Origin of the sequence: Paraburkholderia sp. MM5384-R2 (assembly GCF_014201025.1) — a bacterium.
In the GTDB taxonomy this organism is placed as follows: domain Bacteria; phylum Pseudomonadota; class Gammaproteobacteria; order Burkholderiales; family Burkholderiaceae; genus Paraburkholderia; species Paraburkholderia tuberum.
Window position 1 is genome coordinate 80707 of record NZ_JACHDI010000007.1, and the last position, 15470, is coordinate 96176.

General features: G+C 60.0%; 14 protein-coding genes and 2 pseudogenes. 2 read left to right on the top strand and 14 right to left on the bottom strand.

The window, feature by feature from the left end; genetic code table 11:
- Positions 1-95 precede the first annotated feature (95 nt).
- From HDG37_RS13990 to HDG37_RS14000, 3 genes are all read right to left on the bottom strand, one after another.
- Positions 96-1799 (bottom strand): DUF2326 domain-containing protein, encoded by a 1704-nt coding sequence (locus HDG37_RS13990; RefSeq protein ID WP_184048320.1) that lies wholly within the window; start codon positions 1797-1799, stop codon positions 96-98.
- A gap of 204 nt (positions 1800-2003) precedes the next feature.
- Positions 2004-2633 carry a hypothetical protein gene (locus HDG37_RS13995; protein ID WP_184048324.1) on the bottom strand — a complete coding sequence of 210 codons (630 nt, stop codon included), beginning with the start codon at positions 2631-2633 and terminating at the stop codon, positions 2004-2006.
- Positions 2630-2881: a hypothetical protein gene (locus HDG37_RS14000; protein ID WP_184048327.1), complete on the bottom strand. Its 252-nt coding sequence runs from the start codon at positions 2879-2881 to the stop codon at positions 2630-2632. Before HDG37_RS14000 ends, HDG37_RS13995 begins: the two co-directional genes overlap by 4 nt.
- Before the next feature lie 272 nt (positions 2882-3153).
- On the opposite strand from HDG37_RS14000, the pseudogene HDG37_RS14005 reads away from it, so the two are divergent.
- Positions 3154-3800 (top strand): annotated as a pseudogene (locus tag HDG37_RS14005) (IS5 family transposase); the annotation flags it as partial.
- A 607-nt stretch (positions 3801-4407) separates the two neighbouring features.
- On the opposite strand, the gene HDG37_RS14010 reads toward HDG37_RS14005, so the two are convergent.
- Together HDG37_RS14010 and HDG37_RS14015 are read right to left on the bottom strand one after the other, a co-directional pair.
- Entirely contained in the window at positions 4408-5607 is a 1200-nt protein-coding gene (locus tag HDG37_RS14010) for a YhcG family protein (protein WP_184048329.1), read from the bottom strand.
- Positions 5604-5882, bottom strand: a complete 279-nt coding sequence (locus tag HDG37_RS14015) for an HU family DNA-binding protein (protein WP_184048332.1) — start codon at positions 5880-5882, stop codon at positions 5604-5606. Before HDG37_RS14015 ends, HDG37_RS14010 begins: the two co-directional genes overlap by 4 nt.
- Positions 5883-6074: 192 nt before the next feature.
- On the opposite strand from HDG37_RS14015, the gene HDG37_RS14020 reads away from it, so the two are divergent.
- Entirely contained in the window at positions 6075-6242 is a 168-nt protein-coding gene (locus tag HDG37_RS14020) for a hypothetical protein (RefSeq protein ID WP_184048335.1), read from the top strand.
- A gap of 129 nt (positions 6243-6371) precedes the next feature.
- On the opposite strand, the gene HDG37_RS14025 is transcribed toward HDG37_RS14020, so the two are convergent.
- From HDG37_RS14025 to fdhA, 9 genes and pseudogenes are all read right to left on the bottom strand, one after another.
- Entirely contained in the window at positions 6372-7412 is a 1041-nt protein-coding gene (locus HDG37_RS14025) for a YhcG family protein (RefSeq protein ID WP_184048338.1), read from the bottom strand.
- 49 nt (positions 7413-7461) lie between these two features.
- A complete protein-coding gene (locus tag HDG37_RS14030; RefSeq protein ID WP_311541360.1) occupies positions 7462-7785 on the bottom strand; it encodes an HU family DNA-binding protein in 324 nt (107 codons plus the stop codon).
- Between the two features lie 223 nt (positions 7786-8008).
- A complete protein-coding gene (locus HDG37_RS14035) occupies positions 8009-8443 on the bottom strand; it encodes an SET domain-containing protein (RefSeq protein ID WP_184048788.1) in 435 nt (144 codons plus the stop codon).
- Between the two features lie 147 nt (positions 8444-8590).
- A complete protein-coding gene (locus tag HDG37_RS14040) occupies positions 8591-8872 on the bottom strand; it encodes a hypothetical protein (protein ID WP_260334853.1) in 282 nt (93 codons plus the stop codon).
- 35 nt (positions 8873-8907) lie between these two features.
- Positions 8908-9942 (bottom strand): DNA-binding protein, encoded by a 1035-nt coding sequence (locus tag HDG37_RS14045; protein ID WP_184048344.1) that lies wholly within the window; start codon positions 9940-9942, stop codon positions 8908-8910.
- A 463-nt stretch (positions 9943-10405) separates the two neighbouring features.
- Positions 10406-11480: pseudogene (locus HDG37_RS14050) on the bottom strand (recombinase family protein); the annotation flags it as partial.
- A 182-nt stretch (positions 11481-11662) separates the two neighbouring features.
- Entirely contained in the window at positions 11663-12328 is a 666-nt protein-coding gene (locus HDG37_RS14060) for a hypothetical protein (protein WP_260334855.1), read from the bottom strand.
- A gap of 412 nt (positions 12329-12740) precedes the next feature.
- Complete coding sequence (locus HDG37_RS14065) at positions 12741-13766, bottom strand: hypothetical protein (RefSeq protein ID WP_184048347.1); 1026 nt, start codon at positions 13764-13766, stop codon at positions 12741-12743.
- Between the two features lie 440 nt (positions 13767-14206).
- Positions 14207-15406 (bottom strand): formaldehyde dehydrogenase, glutathione-independent, encoded by a 1200-nt coding sequence (gene fdhA, locus HDG37_RS14070; RefSeq protein WP_184048350.1) that lies wholly within the window; start codon positions 15404-15406, stop codon positions 14207-14209.
- Positions 15407-15470: the final 64 nt, after the last annotated feature.

The window sequence follows — 15470 nt, forward strand, 5'->3', positions numbered from 1 at the left end:
AGGGGAACATGGGCCGATTCTCGTCAGGGGAGTTACGTCCCAAAGCGCAGCTATATGATTTCAGTTTTCGCCCACCACCCTCCGCCGGCCGCGCGTCAGAAGCGGAAAAGCTTGTCTGACTGCGAAAGCTCGACAACAGTGTTGTCGTCGATAAATCCATCTTCCATTGCCGGAAGCTTGTCACGCAGTGTCGCAACAATCAATTGTCCTTCAGAGGTGGCCGCATGCTCCAACAGTGATCGCAGTTGATTGTCATGGATAGATTCCAAACCATCATGACATGCGAATCTGGGAAACCTCAAACCCGTTTCCCTCAAGAACTCAATGTAAGCAAGATCAAACGCCGCAGTCTGAGACATCTTTTTGCCGGCTCCGACGTTGGCGCCAACAGCAGTTAGCTCAAATCTCAATGTGCCCCGAACTGATTCTTCGAAATGCAGCAAGTACTGCTCTCCATACAGATCTTTCGACAGCCTTGAAAAATACTGGTTGAAAACGCCTACATGTTTGGTCAATAGCCACTTAGCTTCTTCGAGTTCCTTCGCAGTGGAATCCAGTTTCTTATTGCTGTCAGATATCTGTTGCTTCAAGTCCTGAATGGCTTCGAACGACTGCTCTAGGCTTCCAAGCTCCTTGAGCTTTTCTTGCAGATCCGCTCGCACATCGAGTGCCCTCAAGAAGTCCGGTGAATGTTCAACCTGCGAGACAAGCAGATGTTCACGTCGCGCCAATGCCTCCAAATCGAGGTTAATCGCATCTATGCGTGCGCCCAATCCCTCGGCTTGTGACTTCAAAAAGGTCTGCTTACGTTCGCGCAGATTGTCTGCGAATGATCTGACTTCAGTCCATCGCTTGTGGAGCTCAGGCAGGTACGCCTGCGCCTCCTGATAAGTGCGCTCGATCACTGAATCGTCAACGCGAACGTATTCCTTCTCAAAATCTTCGAGCGCCAGCTGGATTGCATAACGTTCCGCTTGGGCTTCGCCAAGCTCGCCCGACAGACGTGACGCGCTGGCCCTAATCGCCACTATGCTCCTCGCACGCTCGGTCAGCTCAGGCACTTCACCCCGAATCGTCGACGCACTTTCGATGGCTTCGATTTCCTTTCGCAAGTGAATTAGCAATTGTTCAATCTCTCCCTCTTTCCGCTTTCGTGAGACGGCGAGCAAGTCGCGCTCTAGCCGTTTCGTCAGCGTGACTAAGCGAGGTCTGGCTTCCAGCACTTTGACGTTCAAGAAACCAAAGAGGAATAGATGAATTACTTCGTACTCAGCGTCGCGCGCGGGACCTGAGAGGAACTTGAGCGTGCGGCTCATTCGCTCTGAAGTTGATCTTACGAACTTCGGAGCAAGTTGCCGGAGCGACGGTTTTTCGCCAACCGAACCGAAAAGAATCGATTTGACAGAAAGCCTATAAGCCGTAATGTTTTTGCAGGCGGCACCGTCCACTACGAGCGCTGCAGGGTCCTTGGTTCGTGCGGCAACGAACCGCCGTTCCAGTTCATGCTGCACGCCGATGGTGTCAACGAACCGTAACGTCACAGAGACTGGCGCGGGGGCATGAAGGAAATCGTATATTTCCTGGTTAACTCGTTTGAATTCGGCGTCCGTCCAAATATCGGTGCCGTCAGATCCCAATGCAAAGTCAATCAGGCGAAGTACAGTGGTTTTACCAACGTTGTTCCCCGATTGCGTCCCCGGAACGGTAGGTCCGTCGAGGATGAGGTTAAGACCTTGCTTAAAGGTGACTGTCCGAATCACTTGTCCGCCTTTTGCCACGGTCAGCGATGTCAGTAGCATAGGTGCAACGTTCCCTCGTCGTCTAATCTAACTTTCTCAAGCATATATAACCAAGTCGCGGCTTCAGTCACCTGCGTTGGCGAAATCTGTCGCCCCAATCTCTCTGACATTCGAGTCTGAAGCCTGGGAAGATCTGCGGGTGATACTCTCAGGCATTGAAGCGCAACTGCCCCAAGAACGTAGCCGCAGTTCCAAGAACTCTGTTCACGCGGCAACAGCATTCTTGGGCCTCGCTAGCACCAGACATTCTGTCATCGCATCGAACACAACCAGCGAAATTGCGAGATCAACCAGTTCAATCTCTTGCGCATCGGTGTTGATGGAAGCCTTATAGCCTTCCGTCAGGCGCGCGATCGTCACATCGAGAAGCAAATGCGCGTTCATGCATGCAAATTCCTGCCTGAGCGCGACCGAAACCGTATTAGCAACGCAAGCTTCAGTCAGCGCAGCTTCGTACGCTCGGCCAGCGCTACGTCGGACCAGCTCTCGCGCGCTGCTATTCTGCTGTTCGACACCTTGATATGCCCGCAACAAAAGATGAAAGAAGAGACGGTAGTCACGAACCAGCGAGTGGTCCGTGACCTGGTTGTGTATGAGCTTGGCTTCTATCGGTGGTAGAAGCTCGCTAGGCTGACTGGACGCTATCGCAGGTTCATTCAGGTCAAACTCTGCGAAAACATTGATCACCTGCGCAAGATAGCTGGGTAGCTTCTTGGATGCGTTAGCGACGGTAACTCGCGCCCCCGGCGAGCCGCTAATGTTCACCACCGAACCCCTGTTGTCCCCACCCATGGAGACCGAGCCGTCGCTCGCAACGGTCTTGGTGCCGATCATTTTGTGAGCAGATGCCAAACGGTGGCAGCGATTCCTGCCAGCTCGACAACGATCGCCAATATAGTCAGGACACTATGACCCGCACCGTGTCCAGATCCAGCAGTGTTGGTGTTTGTGATCGTTCCCGTGTTTTTCCCACCAACTGCAATGCTTCCGCCGCTTGCGCTGACTTTTTGTTGCTGCCGGATACTTAGAAAAAACAAAATCACGCCCGCAACGATAGCCCCAATCCCGAGTGTCAATATCACCGCTCTCCCCGCTGGTCTGAATTTTTGAGTTAGACCGGGATAATAGCAGTTTGCACGATAACCCGTCCTGATCCCCGACCCGCTGCGTCGACGGTACCTACCATTCGCGGGGACTGTTAGTGTGGCGATGCGGACCGCATCACAGGAAACGGACCGATCGCAGTTGCACGCTCCGATGGAGCGTCACTTTAGCCGTCCGTTTCTCGACAGTCATCCGTTCTCCCATGGCGAATTGCATTGCGGACCGCAGAAATCCCGGGCGCACTTAGCTGCTGCCACGTGAGATGGGCTGCGGCAACGGCATGAGCTGCTGGCGCCGTCTGCGCGACTGGCAGGCCGCCGGTGTCTGGGACCGGCTGCACGAGGTCCAGCTCGCAAAGCTACGCGAGGCCAACCAGATTGACCGGTCCCGTGTCGTTGTCGGTTCGTCTTCGATCCGCGCCGTGGGTGCAGGTCAAAAACGGGACCGAATCCCACCGACCGCGCGCGACCAGGTTCAAAGCACCACCTGATTACCGAAGCGCAGGGCATCCCACTTACGATAATTCTCACCGGTGCCAACCGCCACGATGTCACCCAGCTTCACGCGCTGGTTGACGCCATCCCGCCCATTACTGGCAAGCGCGGCCGGCCACTTTCGAAACCCCGCATCGTCCAGGGTGACCGCGGCTACGATCACGACAAATATCGCCGTCCGCTACACGCAGCCGGAATCGCCACTGAAATCGCCCGACGCGGCGAACCGCACGGCAGCGGACTGCGCAAGACACGCTGGGTTGTCGAGCGCACCATCTCGTGGCTCCACAACTTTCGGCGACTGCGCATCCGCTTCGAACGCCTTGCATTTATCCACGAAGCCTTCATGAAAATCGCTTGCTGCGTCATCTGCAGGCGAACACTGAAGAACTCATTTTGTTAACGTCGTTAATGACCGTTGCAACCCGCACAACTCTGCCACGGCGGCCAGCATCCGACAACACAGCACGAAAAACCGATCGGCTGCGCAGCGTCCCGCGACTACCAAGCGCAAGTCGGCGCCGGTCAATGTCGACAAGGAGATGTTCGATCCGCTCGCCCGACTGAAGGTTCTGCGCATCGCACGAATTCGGCCCGGACGACGACGCAGGCGCATCGCGTCGTACTGCGCCTGTTAGTGTCCCGATTGACGCTAGCAGTGTTCACAGAGGCGCTAGCAAGTTCAACAATGCTGCTAGCGTGGTCATCTGTTCGTGGAAACCGGGGAGTTCGCTAGCGCGAGATTGCTCGAAGCGCCGCACCGAAATTGGTGGCTTTTCCGAATACCGATGCTGGGACCGTTTTCACCAGGCCATGGTGCGCTGTTCAGTATTCAGCCCCCGGATCGAGTCATTCGCTCTTCTACCGGGGGTCGACACGTCGATATCGTTGACCACGAGAGCCGACATGACGCACGCCGGGCTGTGACACTTCATCTCACCGGAACCGCGGGTTCGATCTCAATAGACAACGTTGAGCCGCCTGGCGAACTTGCCGTGGATGCCCCTTCATCAATCTCCCGTTGACGCTGTCTCTGTACCGTCAGCCAACCGATGCCGTTCGAGTTCGGCGCGGGTCCGCTCGAGCTCGGCGGCGATCAGCGTTTCATCGGGAAGCATTGTCTGGTACTCCGCCGCGAGAATCTTGTTCGGCAGGTTGTCGAGTGCATAGCGTGCCTCGGCCGCACCTTTCTCGGCACACAGGATCAGCCCGACCGGCGGATTTTCGCCAGGCTTGACCCAGTGCTCGCGCGCGTAATTCAGATAGAGGTGCATCTGGCCGGCATCGGCATAGCTGAATTTGCCCACCTTCAGATCGATGATCACCAGACATCGCAGTCGGCGGTGGAAGAACACCAGGTCGACGCGGAACCAGCTGTCGTCGATCCTTAGACGCCGCTGCCGCCCGATGAACGCGAAGTCGTCACCGAGCTCGAGGAGGAAGTCCGTCAGGCGCTGGATCAGCGCGGCCTCCAGGTCCGATTCCGAGTACTCGTCCTTGAGATCGAGAAACTCGAGGACAAACGGATCGCGGATGGCCTCCTCCGGGGTGAGCACCTCACTAGGCTGCACCTCAGCCGCCTTTTTGAGGAGGGCCGCCTTGTTGCGCGACAGCGCGAGCCGCTCATGGAGCTGGCTGCCGATCTGCCGGTCGAGCTGTCGTACGGACCAGCCTTCGCGCAGCGTCTCGGTTTCGTAAAAGCTGCGGGCCTCCGCGGTTTTCACGGCGAGGAGACGAACGTACGCGGACCACGGCAGCGGAAACGCCCGTGCGATGGTGCCGAGCTCGGGGCCGCCGAGCCTGGGCCCAGTGTGCGCGGCCAGACTGGAAACCGGTTGCCCTGCAGAAAGTGCAGACACCGTCTGCACCATTGAAGCGTCGGCCGATAGTGCAGACAGTGTCTGCACTATCCGGTCAACCGGCCACGCCAGGTAGAAAGCCCGCATCTGGGCCAGGTTCCGCCCGCCGAAGCCACGACCGAGCCTCGCTGAAAGATCCGCACCCAGCCGCCGGATCAAGGCCTCGCCGTAAGTGGCACGCTCTGCCCCGCCCTGCTCGAACTCGACAATGCGCCGCCCGATCGCCCAGTAGCTCGCGGTCATGAGCGCGTTGACACTGCGCGCTGCGGCCGCGCGCGTCGCGGCAACAACGTCTGCGATGTCCTGCTGGAGGTCCGCGTACGCGACCGGCTCGATCCCGTCCTGTGTCATGCCCCGTTCACCGCATCCTTGAAGGCCTTGCCCGCGGTGAACTTCGCCGTCCTCGCCGCCGGGATCTGGATCTCTGCGCCGGTCGACGGATTGCGGCCCACCCGGGCGGCCCGCGTGCCCGTTGAGAACGATCCGAAGCCGATCAGCTGGACCACCTCACCATTGGTGACCGCGCGTGTCACGGTCGCGAGGACCGCATCGATCGCCGCACCGGTCGCGGTTTTGCTGTCGCCGGTAGTCTCCGCGACCGCGTCAATCAGTTCCTGTTTGTTCATCTGCTGTCCGTCGGGTTAAGAAAACATGCACACACTACCGCAGCGGACGGGCCACAGACAAATCGTAGGCAACCGGGTGTCTCGCCGAATTACCGCTGACCGCCTCGACCTCCCCGGCTCTATCCGCCCTTCGACACTGCGGAAAGCCGGCCGACCCAAAATCGCCATATCTGATAACTGGAGCTATCACGAATGTCGATTTTGCTCGTCAAATTTCACGTGGCCCGCTTCACTGACCGGGAAACCCCGCCCGGCAAGGCGCTGCGCCGGGTTGGCCGATCGCCAGAAACTGCCCGCCCGACCCGCCATGTCCCTCCGACGCCGTCCGATGAAGGAAAAGTAAGAGCGTTTTCGAACTAAAAGTTGTAGCGGCCACCGCCGAAGCCGCGACCGCTCGTCGGATCGCACGCCAAGCCACCACGCCAGCGGTTGACGGAGCGCCGCCATTTCGCCACCCGTGCTGAAACACAGCCTGTCCCGCTCTCACTTCTACGGCTTGTTCTGCAGCCTCAGCCGCGCCGTCTCAATTGACTGATGAAGTTTGGCCTGCAACGTCTCTCGCGACGGCAGCACGGTCAGATATTCCGCAACATGGATCCCGCTCCTGTCCAGTTCGAGCAGTTCAATCCGCTCCTGTTTCTTTCCGGCGCACAGGATAATGCCGAGCGGCGGCAGTTCGTCCGGCTCCTGCTCATGCTCATGCTCATGCTTTGCGAGCCAGCGAAGATAGAGTTCCATCTGGCTTTTGTGTTCGGCCTTGAAAGCGCCAAGCTTCAGTTCGACGGCCACCAGTCGCTTCAGCTTGCGGTTGTAAAACAGCAGGTCAATGTAGAAGTCGTCGTTATCGATCTGTAGCCGCTTCTGGCGAGCCACAAACGTAAAGCCGGCGCCGAGTTCAAGCAGGAATTGCTCCATTTCCCGGAGGATCGCGTCTTCGAGATCCTTTTCGAGGTAGTGATCGTTCAGGCCGAGGAAATCGAGCACATACGGATCTTTCAGCAAAACGTCCGGCTGCACCCGCTTTTCCTGCCGCAACTGCGCCAGGTCATGCCGGATGGCCTCTGCCGGCTTGCGTGAAATCGCGCTGCGTTCGAACAGCATCGAATTCATCCGTTCCTGCAGTTGCCGGGACGACCAGCGCTCAAGCCGGCAGAGTTCAAGGTAGAATTCGCGCTTCAATGGGTCGTCGATATAGATCAGCGCCTTGATATGCGTCCAGCTCAATTCTCTCCGCGCTGCGGAGAGAATTGCCTCGTCCGTAAAAATCTCCGCGGCGCGCAGACAATGCCGTAGTTGCTGTTCGCTCCAGCCACGGCCATAGTCGGTGGTCAGCGCCTGTGCAAGCGACGCAATCACCTGCTGCCCATATTCTGCACGGGTGCCCCCCAGCACCTCCGCGCGGATGCAGCGCCCCACCCGCCAGTACAGCAGGCTCAGCTCGGCGTTCACGGCTGCCGCCGTGCGCTCACGTGCCGAATCGATCAGGACCCGGACTTCGTTCAGCAGTGGTGCGGGCGTGAGCGCGCTCATGCGAGGTGCGCTCCGGCCACCGGCGGAAGAAAAGGCGTCACCATACCATTCACGCTGCGTTCACGGCGTTCTTGAACGCCTTGCCTGCCGTGAACTTTACGGTCGTTGCCGCGGCAATCTGCATCTCCGCGCCGGTGGCGGGGTTACGACCAATCCGTGCGGCGCGCGCTCCGGTCGCAAAGGTACCGAAGCCGACCAGCTGCACAGCCTCGCCTTTCGCGACCGCGCCCGTCACCGCCCCGATGAGTGCATCGACTGCGCCTGCGACGGCCGCCTTGCTGTTTCCGGTCGCAGCAGCCACGGCATCGACAAGTTCCTGCTTGTTCATGGTTTCATTTCCTGTGAAACGGGCACTGCGATTGCGTTGCCCGATGTGAGAGAAAGATACGTTACCGGAGCCGGTGCTGGACGGCCAACTGGGCGCGACTTTCCCGGTTGCCCTACATTACCTCCGCAGTGCGGAGACAATCTTCACGTCGCTTCAGGGACGGCGCTTTCGGTTTCAAAACAACTACACGACCAGGATTCAGGAGCTGCCCGTTCCACACGGCTAGCGCTGGGTTCCCCTGCATCTGGCGCAAGCCGTTTTGCGCTCGTCAGGCTAGCATTGAGCCCGTGCACTTCTTCGACCCACAGCGGCACACGTAGTCAGCGACGATTTCTGGGGACAGCACCTCATCGATCGTGAGTCCATAGGCGATAGAAAGCTCGTCGCCCGGCATGACGTCTTTGAGCGTTTCGATAAAAACCCGTCCCCGCCCGTCCTCGATCGCCTCACAGTTCGGCTGGCAGGAGTGGTTCAGCCAGCGGGCGCCGTTGCCCCCGACGCTGCCGTCAATCACGCGCCCGTCAGCCAGTCCGAAGATGAACGTATGGCCGGGCACGCCGGAGCGCCGCTGCCGGGCAGAGGCCAGCCGCCACGAAGTGACCTCACCACGATATTCGAAGATCCGCTGGCCCGCAGGAATCGCCTGTAGCGCGAAGACGCCGCGGCCATGCACCGATGATTTCCTGACTGTCACGCGCCGCACTTCTCGCTCCGGGTCTATGTTGGAGGGTGAGAGCATATCGACCAGCCGCTTGCGCGGCAACCGGTACTGACGCCTCAGAACAGGCTGATCTGCCGGGAGTCTCGCGGCGGGGGGCGGGACACGTCGGTCCGGCCGGTCTGCCGATGTTTAACGCTCCCTTTTTCCGATTCGCTCTAGCCGCGCCAGCATCAGGCATTCGCCTGCGCCATCGTTGAAGCGCAGCTCGAACACGCCGGTTTCGCCGGGCGGACATGGCGCGGTTGCGCGGAACGACAGGCGCAAACCTCGCCGTTTCGCGCGGGCAATCATCTGTGTGCGGCTCATGCCTGGCCAGCAATCCGACACGAAGCGCGTCACTGTCCCGGGCAGCGACTCATGCGCGACGCCTCGTGGAAGCGTCAGTCCGGAGAGCAGGTAGATATCAGCCATGCAGCCCATGTCCCTGGTGGCAGGTAACTTTGCGTTTATACCGCTTTCTTGCGACGCCTGGCTGGGCTGGCGGTCGGTACGACCCGGGACGAACGGGTCGAACGTGATGTCTTCCGGACCGCTGCAGGGACAGCAGACGGCCTGTCTTCCCGCGCACGCGTTTCCGCTTCGCGCAGCGTCATCACCTCCGTCTGCAGCCGGGCATTCTCGGCCTGAACGGCTTCCAGGCGCCCCTGCAGCACGCCCGCGTGATGACGCGCGTCACCCAGCTGCGCGCGCATGGTTTCCGATGCACGGCGCTGGTCGTCGTCCTTCCGGTCCGCACGACGCGCGGCTTCTTCCAGCTCCTTCTGCAGCTTCGTTGCGATACTTCGCTCGCGATCAATCTCCAGCAGGGCGCGCTTTTCGGCGGCCCGCAGCCGTTCCCCGGCCCGTTCAGCCGCTTCCCGCTGCTTCTCCAGATCGCGCGAAAACCCTTCCCTCACTTCCACGAGTTCGCGATCGCGCCCAGCCAGCGCGTCCCTGAGTCGCGCGAGCTCCGCTTCGAGTGACTGTCGCTGCGCGTGAGCTTCAGCCTGCGCCTTTTCCAGCTCCCGGACCTCGACCTGCGCGGCCAGCAGCGCCGCGGTGCGCTGCTCGAGTGCAGTCTCGGTGCGACCCAGTTCGTCGCGGGCAGCAACGACCGACTGCTGCGCCTCGGCCCGCCGCGCCTCGACCTCGGCGCGCAGCGCGTCGAGCGCGGCCACGGCTGACGCGGTGGCGCGCGTCCAGAGGGTCGCGACCAGTTCACCGGCGGCCGCACCGAGATCGGCAGGCAGGTCGGGATGGTCGATGCGCACGCGACTTTTTTCGCGCAATTCGGTCCAGAACTCACCGAGGACCTGGGTCGGCGTGCTCATGCTGCCCCGCTTCACCAGTTGGTAAAGCCGGTTCGCGGTCGGCGTGATGCCGAAGCGGAAGAACAGCAGCGCGCAGACCTCGCGGTACAGCTCGCGGGTCTTCGGGAACCGGGCCTTGAGGTGCTCGATCTCGGCGGCCAGCGCGGCGTCGGAGGACGGGACATCGATCATGAGGTCGTTCTTGCGTTGAGGTTTTCGCATATATTACTACGTAAACCGGCTCATATCCGACGACATCAGCGCAGAATTTTGACATTAATTCTGTAATGTTAAGATAAGTGTCTTGGCGACATCTTCCAATTAGGCAGGCGCGCCCTCGGGCGCCGGCGCCCGAGAAAGCTCACCGATATGTGCAAGCCGCCTTACGGTAGCCTCCTTGCGCTGCGCCCAGCACCGCTTGAGAGGCTCGCGATTCCCTCTAACATTGAGGGTCGCGAGGGAACAAACCGCGCGACGGGCGGGCACGCGCGGATCGCCGCGGCAAACGCGATCGCGAGGCCATTCGGGCATCGCTCGCACGCGCCGCCGACGAGCCGACGACGTTAGATAGCTACCGCAAGAAATTTGGACGGTTGCCGCTCTGGCCGCTCGTGCATCCAGGCGAGAGCCCGTTCGATTTCCGGCAATGTCATGCTCATGTCTGTGTTTCTCGCGTTGAAGGTTGAGGCTCGGTGCCGTGCTGCGCACCGAGGGTAAAGAGTTCGCCGTATTCGGCGGCAGGACGGATCAGCGGGTGGTCCTGCGTGAGAGGCAGTTCGAGTTGCGGTGCCTGATCGAGACGCTCGAGTGCCTGTTCGAACAGCTGCTCGACGATCGCGCGCACCTGTTTGTACCGGTAGACGTGATGACGTAGTGCGTGGTCGCAGGCCTGTTCAACGAGCCGGGCGGGATACTTCTTCGCCAGACCGACCATGCCCCACATGGCGCGATGGCCGACGCGACCTTCGCTGTCGAACATGTGTTGGCAAAGCGCCTTGGTTTGCGGCCCGATGTCGCCAGCGCTCGCGAGCAGGAAGGCGCTCTGGCGGGACGGATTGAACGGGCGTTCGTCTTCGGGCAGTTCAAGCGAACCGGCCTGCAGGGCGCGAGGATGGGTGCGCAGCAAGGCCTGCGTACGGCGATCGCGAATCTCGATGGTGGAATCGTAGATCCGCACTGAAACGAGACTACCGATCGGTGCGGGTCGTGCCGCACAGTTGCTGCGATCGATGTTGACAGTGGTGTCGTCCCAGACGGTACGCACGACCTCCATGAAGTTGCGAAAGCCGGTGGTCGGCAACGGCCGCAGATGCGGCCTCTCCTCCTGGAACATGGCCTCGACCTGTCGCCGGGTGCTGCCATGAATGCGTTTGGCCGCCCAGTTCGCCTCCCAGTGCATCAGGAATTCGTTCTGGGCTTCGAGCGACTCGAAACGGCGGCCGGCGAGCGCGGTGCCCTGCGTATGTTGAATCGCGTTCTCGACGGTCCCCTTTCGATTCGGGTCGCGTACACGGGCAGGGTCGGCGACGACGCCGTAATGCTCGAGCATCGCCTCGTAGAGCCGACAGAATTCGAGCGAGGTGCCAGTCACGCCCGTTGCGCGCGAGCCGGGACGCTTCGATACAGAATACTGCGCCCACCGCGCCGCTACAAAGGGCGGCCAGCAAGCGCTCGAAGCCGGGCCGATGGATACCCGAGCCCGAGCGGCCTAGGTCGTCATCGATGACCGTCACCTGAACCGCCTCTGCAGCCTACTCACTTGTAACGCCTGTTGCGATTTGCTCCCAGAATCGCCGCACGATTTCACGCCGATGCGACGACCCACCTGGCGAATCGAGTTCGCAGTTTGCGTTTGGTTGCCTCCGGCACCGAGGCCGATCGCAGGACGCGCTCGAGCAGCGTTAAGGGCGATTCATAGTGCTTCGTCACCTCGGCGCCGTGCCGCGTCTTCGATTTCAGCTTGAACGACGGCTGGAAGAAGTTGATATAGAGCCGCGGCGACACCTGGTAAAGGGAAGCAAGGGTTTTGGTGGCCTCGAGGCCCTGTAGCCTGCCATAACCGACACAGTCTCTCGTTCATGAAGGCGGTATCGTTGTCGCAATCCAGACCGCGCTGCGGAAACGACAACGCACGGCTGACCTGCTCGATATGCTCCAGGACGAATGCACCACTGCGAAACGGCGTTGCCAGACATTCGGTCCCTCCCGTCGCGATATCCGTCATCACAAGCGTGTGCACGAGGTCGCCGTCAACCTTGCCGCCACCGCAATGCTGAACGAAATCGATCTCGAAATGACCGGGCAGCGGATCGTTCCAGTCCCAGAACGTCCGAATCGGCACGGCGCGGCGAATAGCACTGCCAACTCCGCTGGCGCGCCGGTGTTGGCCACCGAAAGCCCGCTCGCGCACGTGGTGCAGCATTCGGTCAATGGTGGCGGCGCTGACCTGATTGAGCCGTTGGCGCACAGCCTTCGATAGCGTGAGGTGACCATGCCGCGTCAGGGAGTCGATTAGCGTCGGAATGAGCGCCTTCAGACGCTTGCCACAGATCCGGTCTGCAGCCTCCCGCAGCATCATCAACCGGGCCCGCACCTCGTCATGGTATCGTCGCTGTAGACCGGGCTTCGCTCTCGGCGGCTGCGGCTCCTGCGCAGTACACGGATGGCGTGCTTGCGGTGATAGCCCGTCACCTCAACAAACTTATCCGGTATCTCGCGCTTCTAATGCCGGTCAGAACCACGGTACCGCTCACCGACTGCCTCAGTCAATTCCCGCTGTGTTGTCATGCGGAGCCGCCTCGTCATAAGTCGCTCCCGCCAGCATTCTGACGGGTAGCAAATTACATGAGGCAACGACCTTGGCTCGGCAACGAATAACTTGAGTCAATGCGAGGCTTGACGTGTCGCGGCCGCGCACCGGCGAGAACTCGCCAGAGGTTTGACCGCGTAATCCGCCTGCCTGGTTAGCGCTGACCCTTCGGCGCCGCAGGCTAGGACTTTTTGCCTTTTGACGTGCCATTGGTCCCCGCTCCCGCCGGCGCAGCGACAGCTTCGCTGCGCGCAGCGCTTGAGACCGGACATCTCAGGGGCGAGCTTGGAGGATCGATATGCTGGGCCGGCCGCACTTTCTCGAGCCTGGCTCGCTCCGGCGTCGAAAGCGTCGGGTCGGGCAACACGTCTTCGACCAGGGCAAGATAAACCCCGAGCCCCTTGAGGATGAGTTTCTGCGCCGCAGGATCAGGATCGCCCATTTGCATGAGCTTGCGGATGCTCGGAATTTGCAACGAGAGAACGATCTGCTCGCCCAGAGCCCTCAAGGCGCCGGGGAAATAAGCATCATAGAATTGTTCGTTGATGGCTTGACTTAGGAGCCGGCCGGACTCGACCTGCTCCCAAGGCTCCGCTTCGTATTCTTCGACGAATTTGAGCATGGCGTCGAAGCTTTCCGGGTAGTTGGTCACATACCCGTCTTCACTCCAGAATATCCGCCCGACCGCAGCCCAATAACGCTGCGTCGCAATCTTCTGCTTTTCCGTGAAACCGGGCAATCCAGCGGCCAAACGGAGACGGTGATAGGCCACGCCGATCCATGCGCTCGTGTAGATCACATCTCGCGCGGGAAACGTGCCCGGCAGGCGCTTGGACAAGGCTTCGTGAATGCGATTGACATGCTCCACCGACCCACGCGCGCGGAGGTCGGAAGGACCGTATTCGAACCAGGCCCAGAAATGCTGCAGAGTATCGTCGGCACGCTTCTGACCGTAGTCGGCCGCTTTCCGGGTGATCTCGCCCATCATGATGCTGCCATTGGGCGGCTGAGTAAACGCCGGAATTCCAAGCGTATAGACCAGGTTCATCAAGAAGTCGTCGATGTGATACGTCATCGTCAACTTCCAAATCCGCTCGTAATCGACTTCAGGATCGAGAGACTCGATCTCTTGAGCGATCCATTTTTTCGGGCGATGGGATGGCCCGAATTCAGTGTTGCTCTCGTGGGTCTCAACTTGGTCTGTCATTTGGATTCTCCTTCAGTGGAATCGAGGCCGTTCAACCGTGCCACCATTCTGTCCAACAATTCGGAGCGACTGCGATTTTCCGACGGGCGCTCCTTCAAGAGGAGCCGAGTGAGAAAGAGCCATCCAGCACGGAAACCACGCATGCGCGCAGCCTCCGATGTCGGAAGGCCGATCGAGCATTGGCGTGGCTCCAGCTATTTTGTAAACCACATGGCACCATAAATATTGTGGCGGAATTTCAAGGCGCTGCGGCGAATGTGCTCAGCGCCTGGCAAAGCTTTCGCAACGACGCCCATCCCGCTCAGGGCTAATCGAAGACCAGGTTAGAACGGCGCGGATCGCGAGCGGCTGCGCCTCTTCTGCCTGGTCGGTGGCAAGGTCGACGTTAGCGTGTGCGGCGAAACGACCCGCACACGCATTGAGAACATCGACCCGGAGCCTCAGGCTGCGTTCAGTAGACCATGCGGATCGAGTACGAATTTCATAGGTACACCCGAATCGAACTGAGAATAGCCTTCGGGTGCGCGCTCCAATCCGATAACCTGCACGTTCACAACTTCGGCAATGTTCAGTCGGTCCCACAGGATCGCTTGCATCAGATTACGGTTGTACTTCATAACCGGGGTCTGGCCTGTGAAGAAGCTATGCGACTTCGCCCACCCAAGTCCCAATCGTACAGACAGGCTGCCCCGTTTGGCCGCCGGGTCGACCGCACCGGGATCATCGGTTACATAAAGACCGGGGATACCGATTTTCCCCGCAACACGGGTGACCTCCATCAGAGCATTCAGCACTGATGCTGGCGCCTCAGTCTGTGAAGCACTGTGTCCGTGCCCACGTGCCTCAAAGCCGACACAGTCAATCGCGCAATCAACTTCGGCTTCACCGAGGATGACCGCGATCTGGTCCGACAGGGATGTGTCCTCGGACAGATCAACGGTTTCAAAGCCGACACGACGGGCATGGTCCAAACGAACTTTGTTGACGTCGCCTATGATCACCACCGCAGCACCGAGCAGGCGCGCAGATGCAGCCGCGGCGAGGCCCACAGGTCCAGCACCGGCGATATATACGGTCGAACCCGGGCAGACACCGGCTGTGATTGCGCCGTGATAGCCGGTAGGCAAAATGTCCGACAGGCACGTCAAATCACGGATCCTTGCCATTCCTCGGTCCCTATCCGGAATTTTGAGTAAGTTGAAGTCCGCGTACGGAATCATCACGAACTCTGCCTGACCGCCGATCCAGCCGCCCATGTCGACATAACCATAGGCGCCGCCAGGGCGACCAGGATTCACATTGAGACATACCCCCGTGTTCTGCGCCTTGCACATTGGGCATCGGCCGCATGCGACATTGAAAGGCACTGACACCAGATCGCCCTTGGCGAGCGTTATGACGTCAGAACCAATTTCGATGACTTCGCCCGTGATTTCATGGCCCAACACAAGCCCTGCCGGCGCCGTCGTCCTCCCTCGAACCATATGCTGATCTGAGCCACAGATATTCGTGGCGACCACTCGCAGGACCACGGCGTGATTCGCCTTCTTACCGTTCGGCTCCGCAAGCTCTGGGAATGCTAGAGCACGGACTTCGACCTTGCCTGGACCAACGTACACGACACCACGATTTCCCGACATGCCTGCCTCCAAATGTAAGTTGTGACCACCCTTACGGGCGCCGGGTGCGCAGTGCTGCTCTACG

Coding starts and splice junctions, on each gene's coding strand:
- HDG37_RS14015 (WP_184048332.1), bottom strand. CDS start 5,882: ATGAACAAACAGGAACTGATTGACGCGGTCGCGGAGACTACCGGCGAC.
- HDG37_RS14045 (WP_184048344.1), bottom strand. CDS start 9,942: ATGATCGATGTCCCGTCCTCCGACGCCGCGCTGGCCGCCGAGATCGAG.
- fdhA (WP_184048350.1), bottom strand. CDS start 15,406: ATGTCGGGAAATCGTGGTGTCGTGTACGTTGGTCCAGGCAAGGTCGAA.
- HDG37_RS13990 (WP_184048320.1), bottom strand. CDS start 1,799: ATGCTACTGACATCGCTGACCGTGGCAAAAGGCGGACAAGTGATTCGG.
- HDG37_RS14065 (WP_184048347.1), bottom strand. CDS start 13,766: ATGACAGACCAAGTTGAGACCCACGAGAGCAACACTGAATTCGGGCCA.
- HDG37_RS14060 (WP_260334855.1), bottom strand. CDS start 12,328: ATGATGCTGCGGGAGGCTGCAGACCGGATCTGTGGCAAGCGTCTGAAG.
- HDG37_RS14010 (WP_184048329.1), bottom strand. CDS start 5,607: ATGACACAGGACGGGATCGAGCCGGTCGCGTACGCGGACCTCCAGCAG.
- HDG37_RS13995 (WP_184048324.1), bottom strand. CDS start 2,633: ATGATCGGCACCAAGACCGTTGCGAGCGACGGCTCGGTCTCCATGGGT.
- HDG37_RS14025 (WP_184048338.1), bottom strand. CDS start 7,412: ATGAGCGCGCTCACGCCCGCACCACTGCTGAACGAAGTCCGGGTCCTG.
- HDG37_RS14040 (WP_260334853.1), bottom strand. CDS start 8,872: ATGGCTGATATCTACCTGCTCTCCGGACTGACGCTTCCACGAGGCGTC.
- HDG37_RS14020 (WP_184048335.1), top strand. CDS start 6,075: ATGTCGATTTTGCTCGTCAAATTTCACGTGGCCCGCTTCACTGACCGG.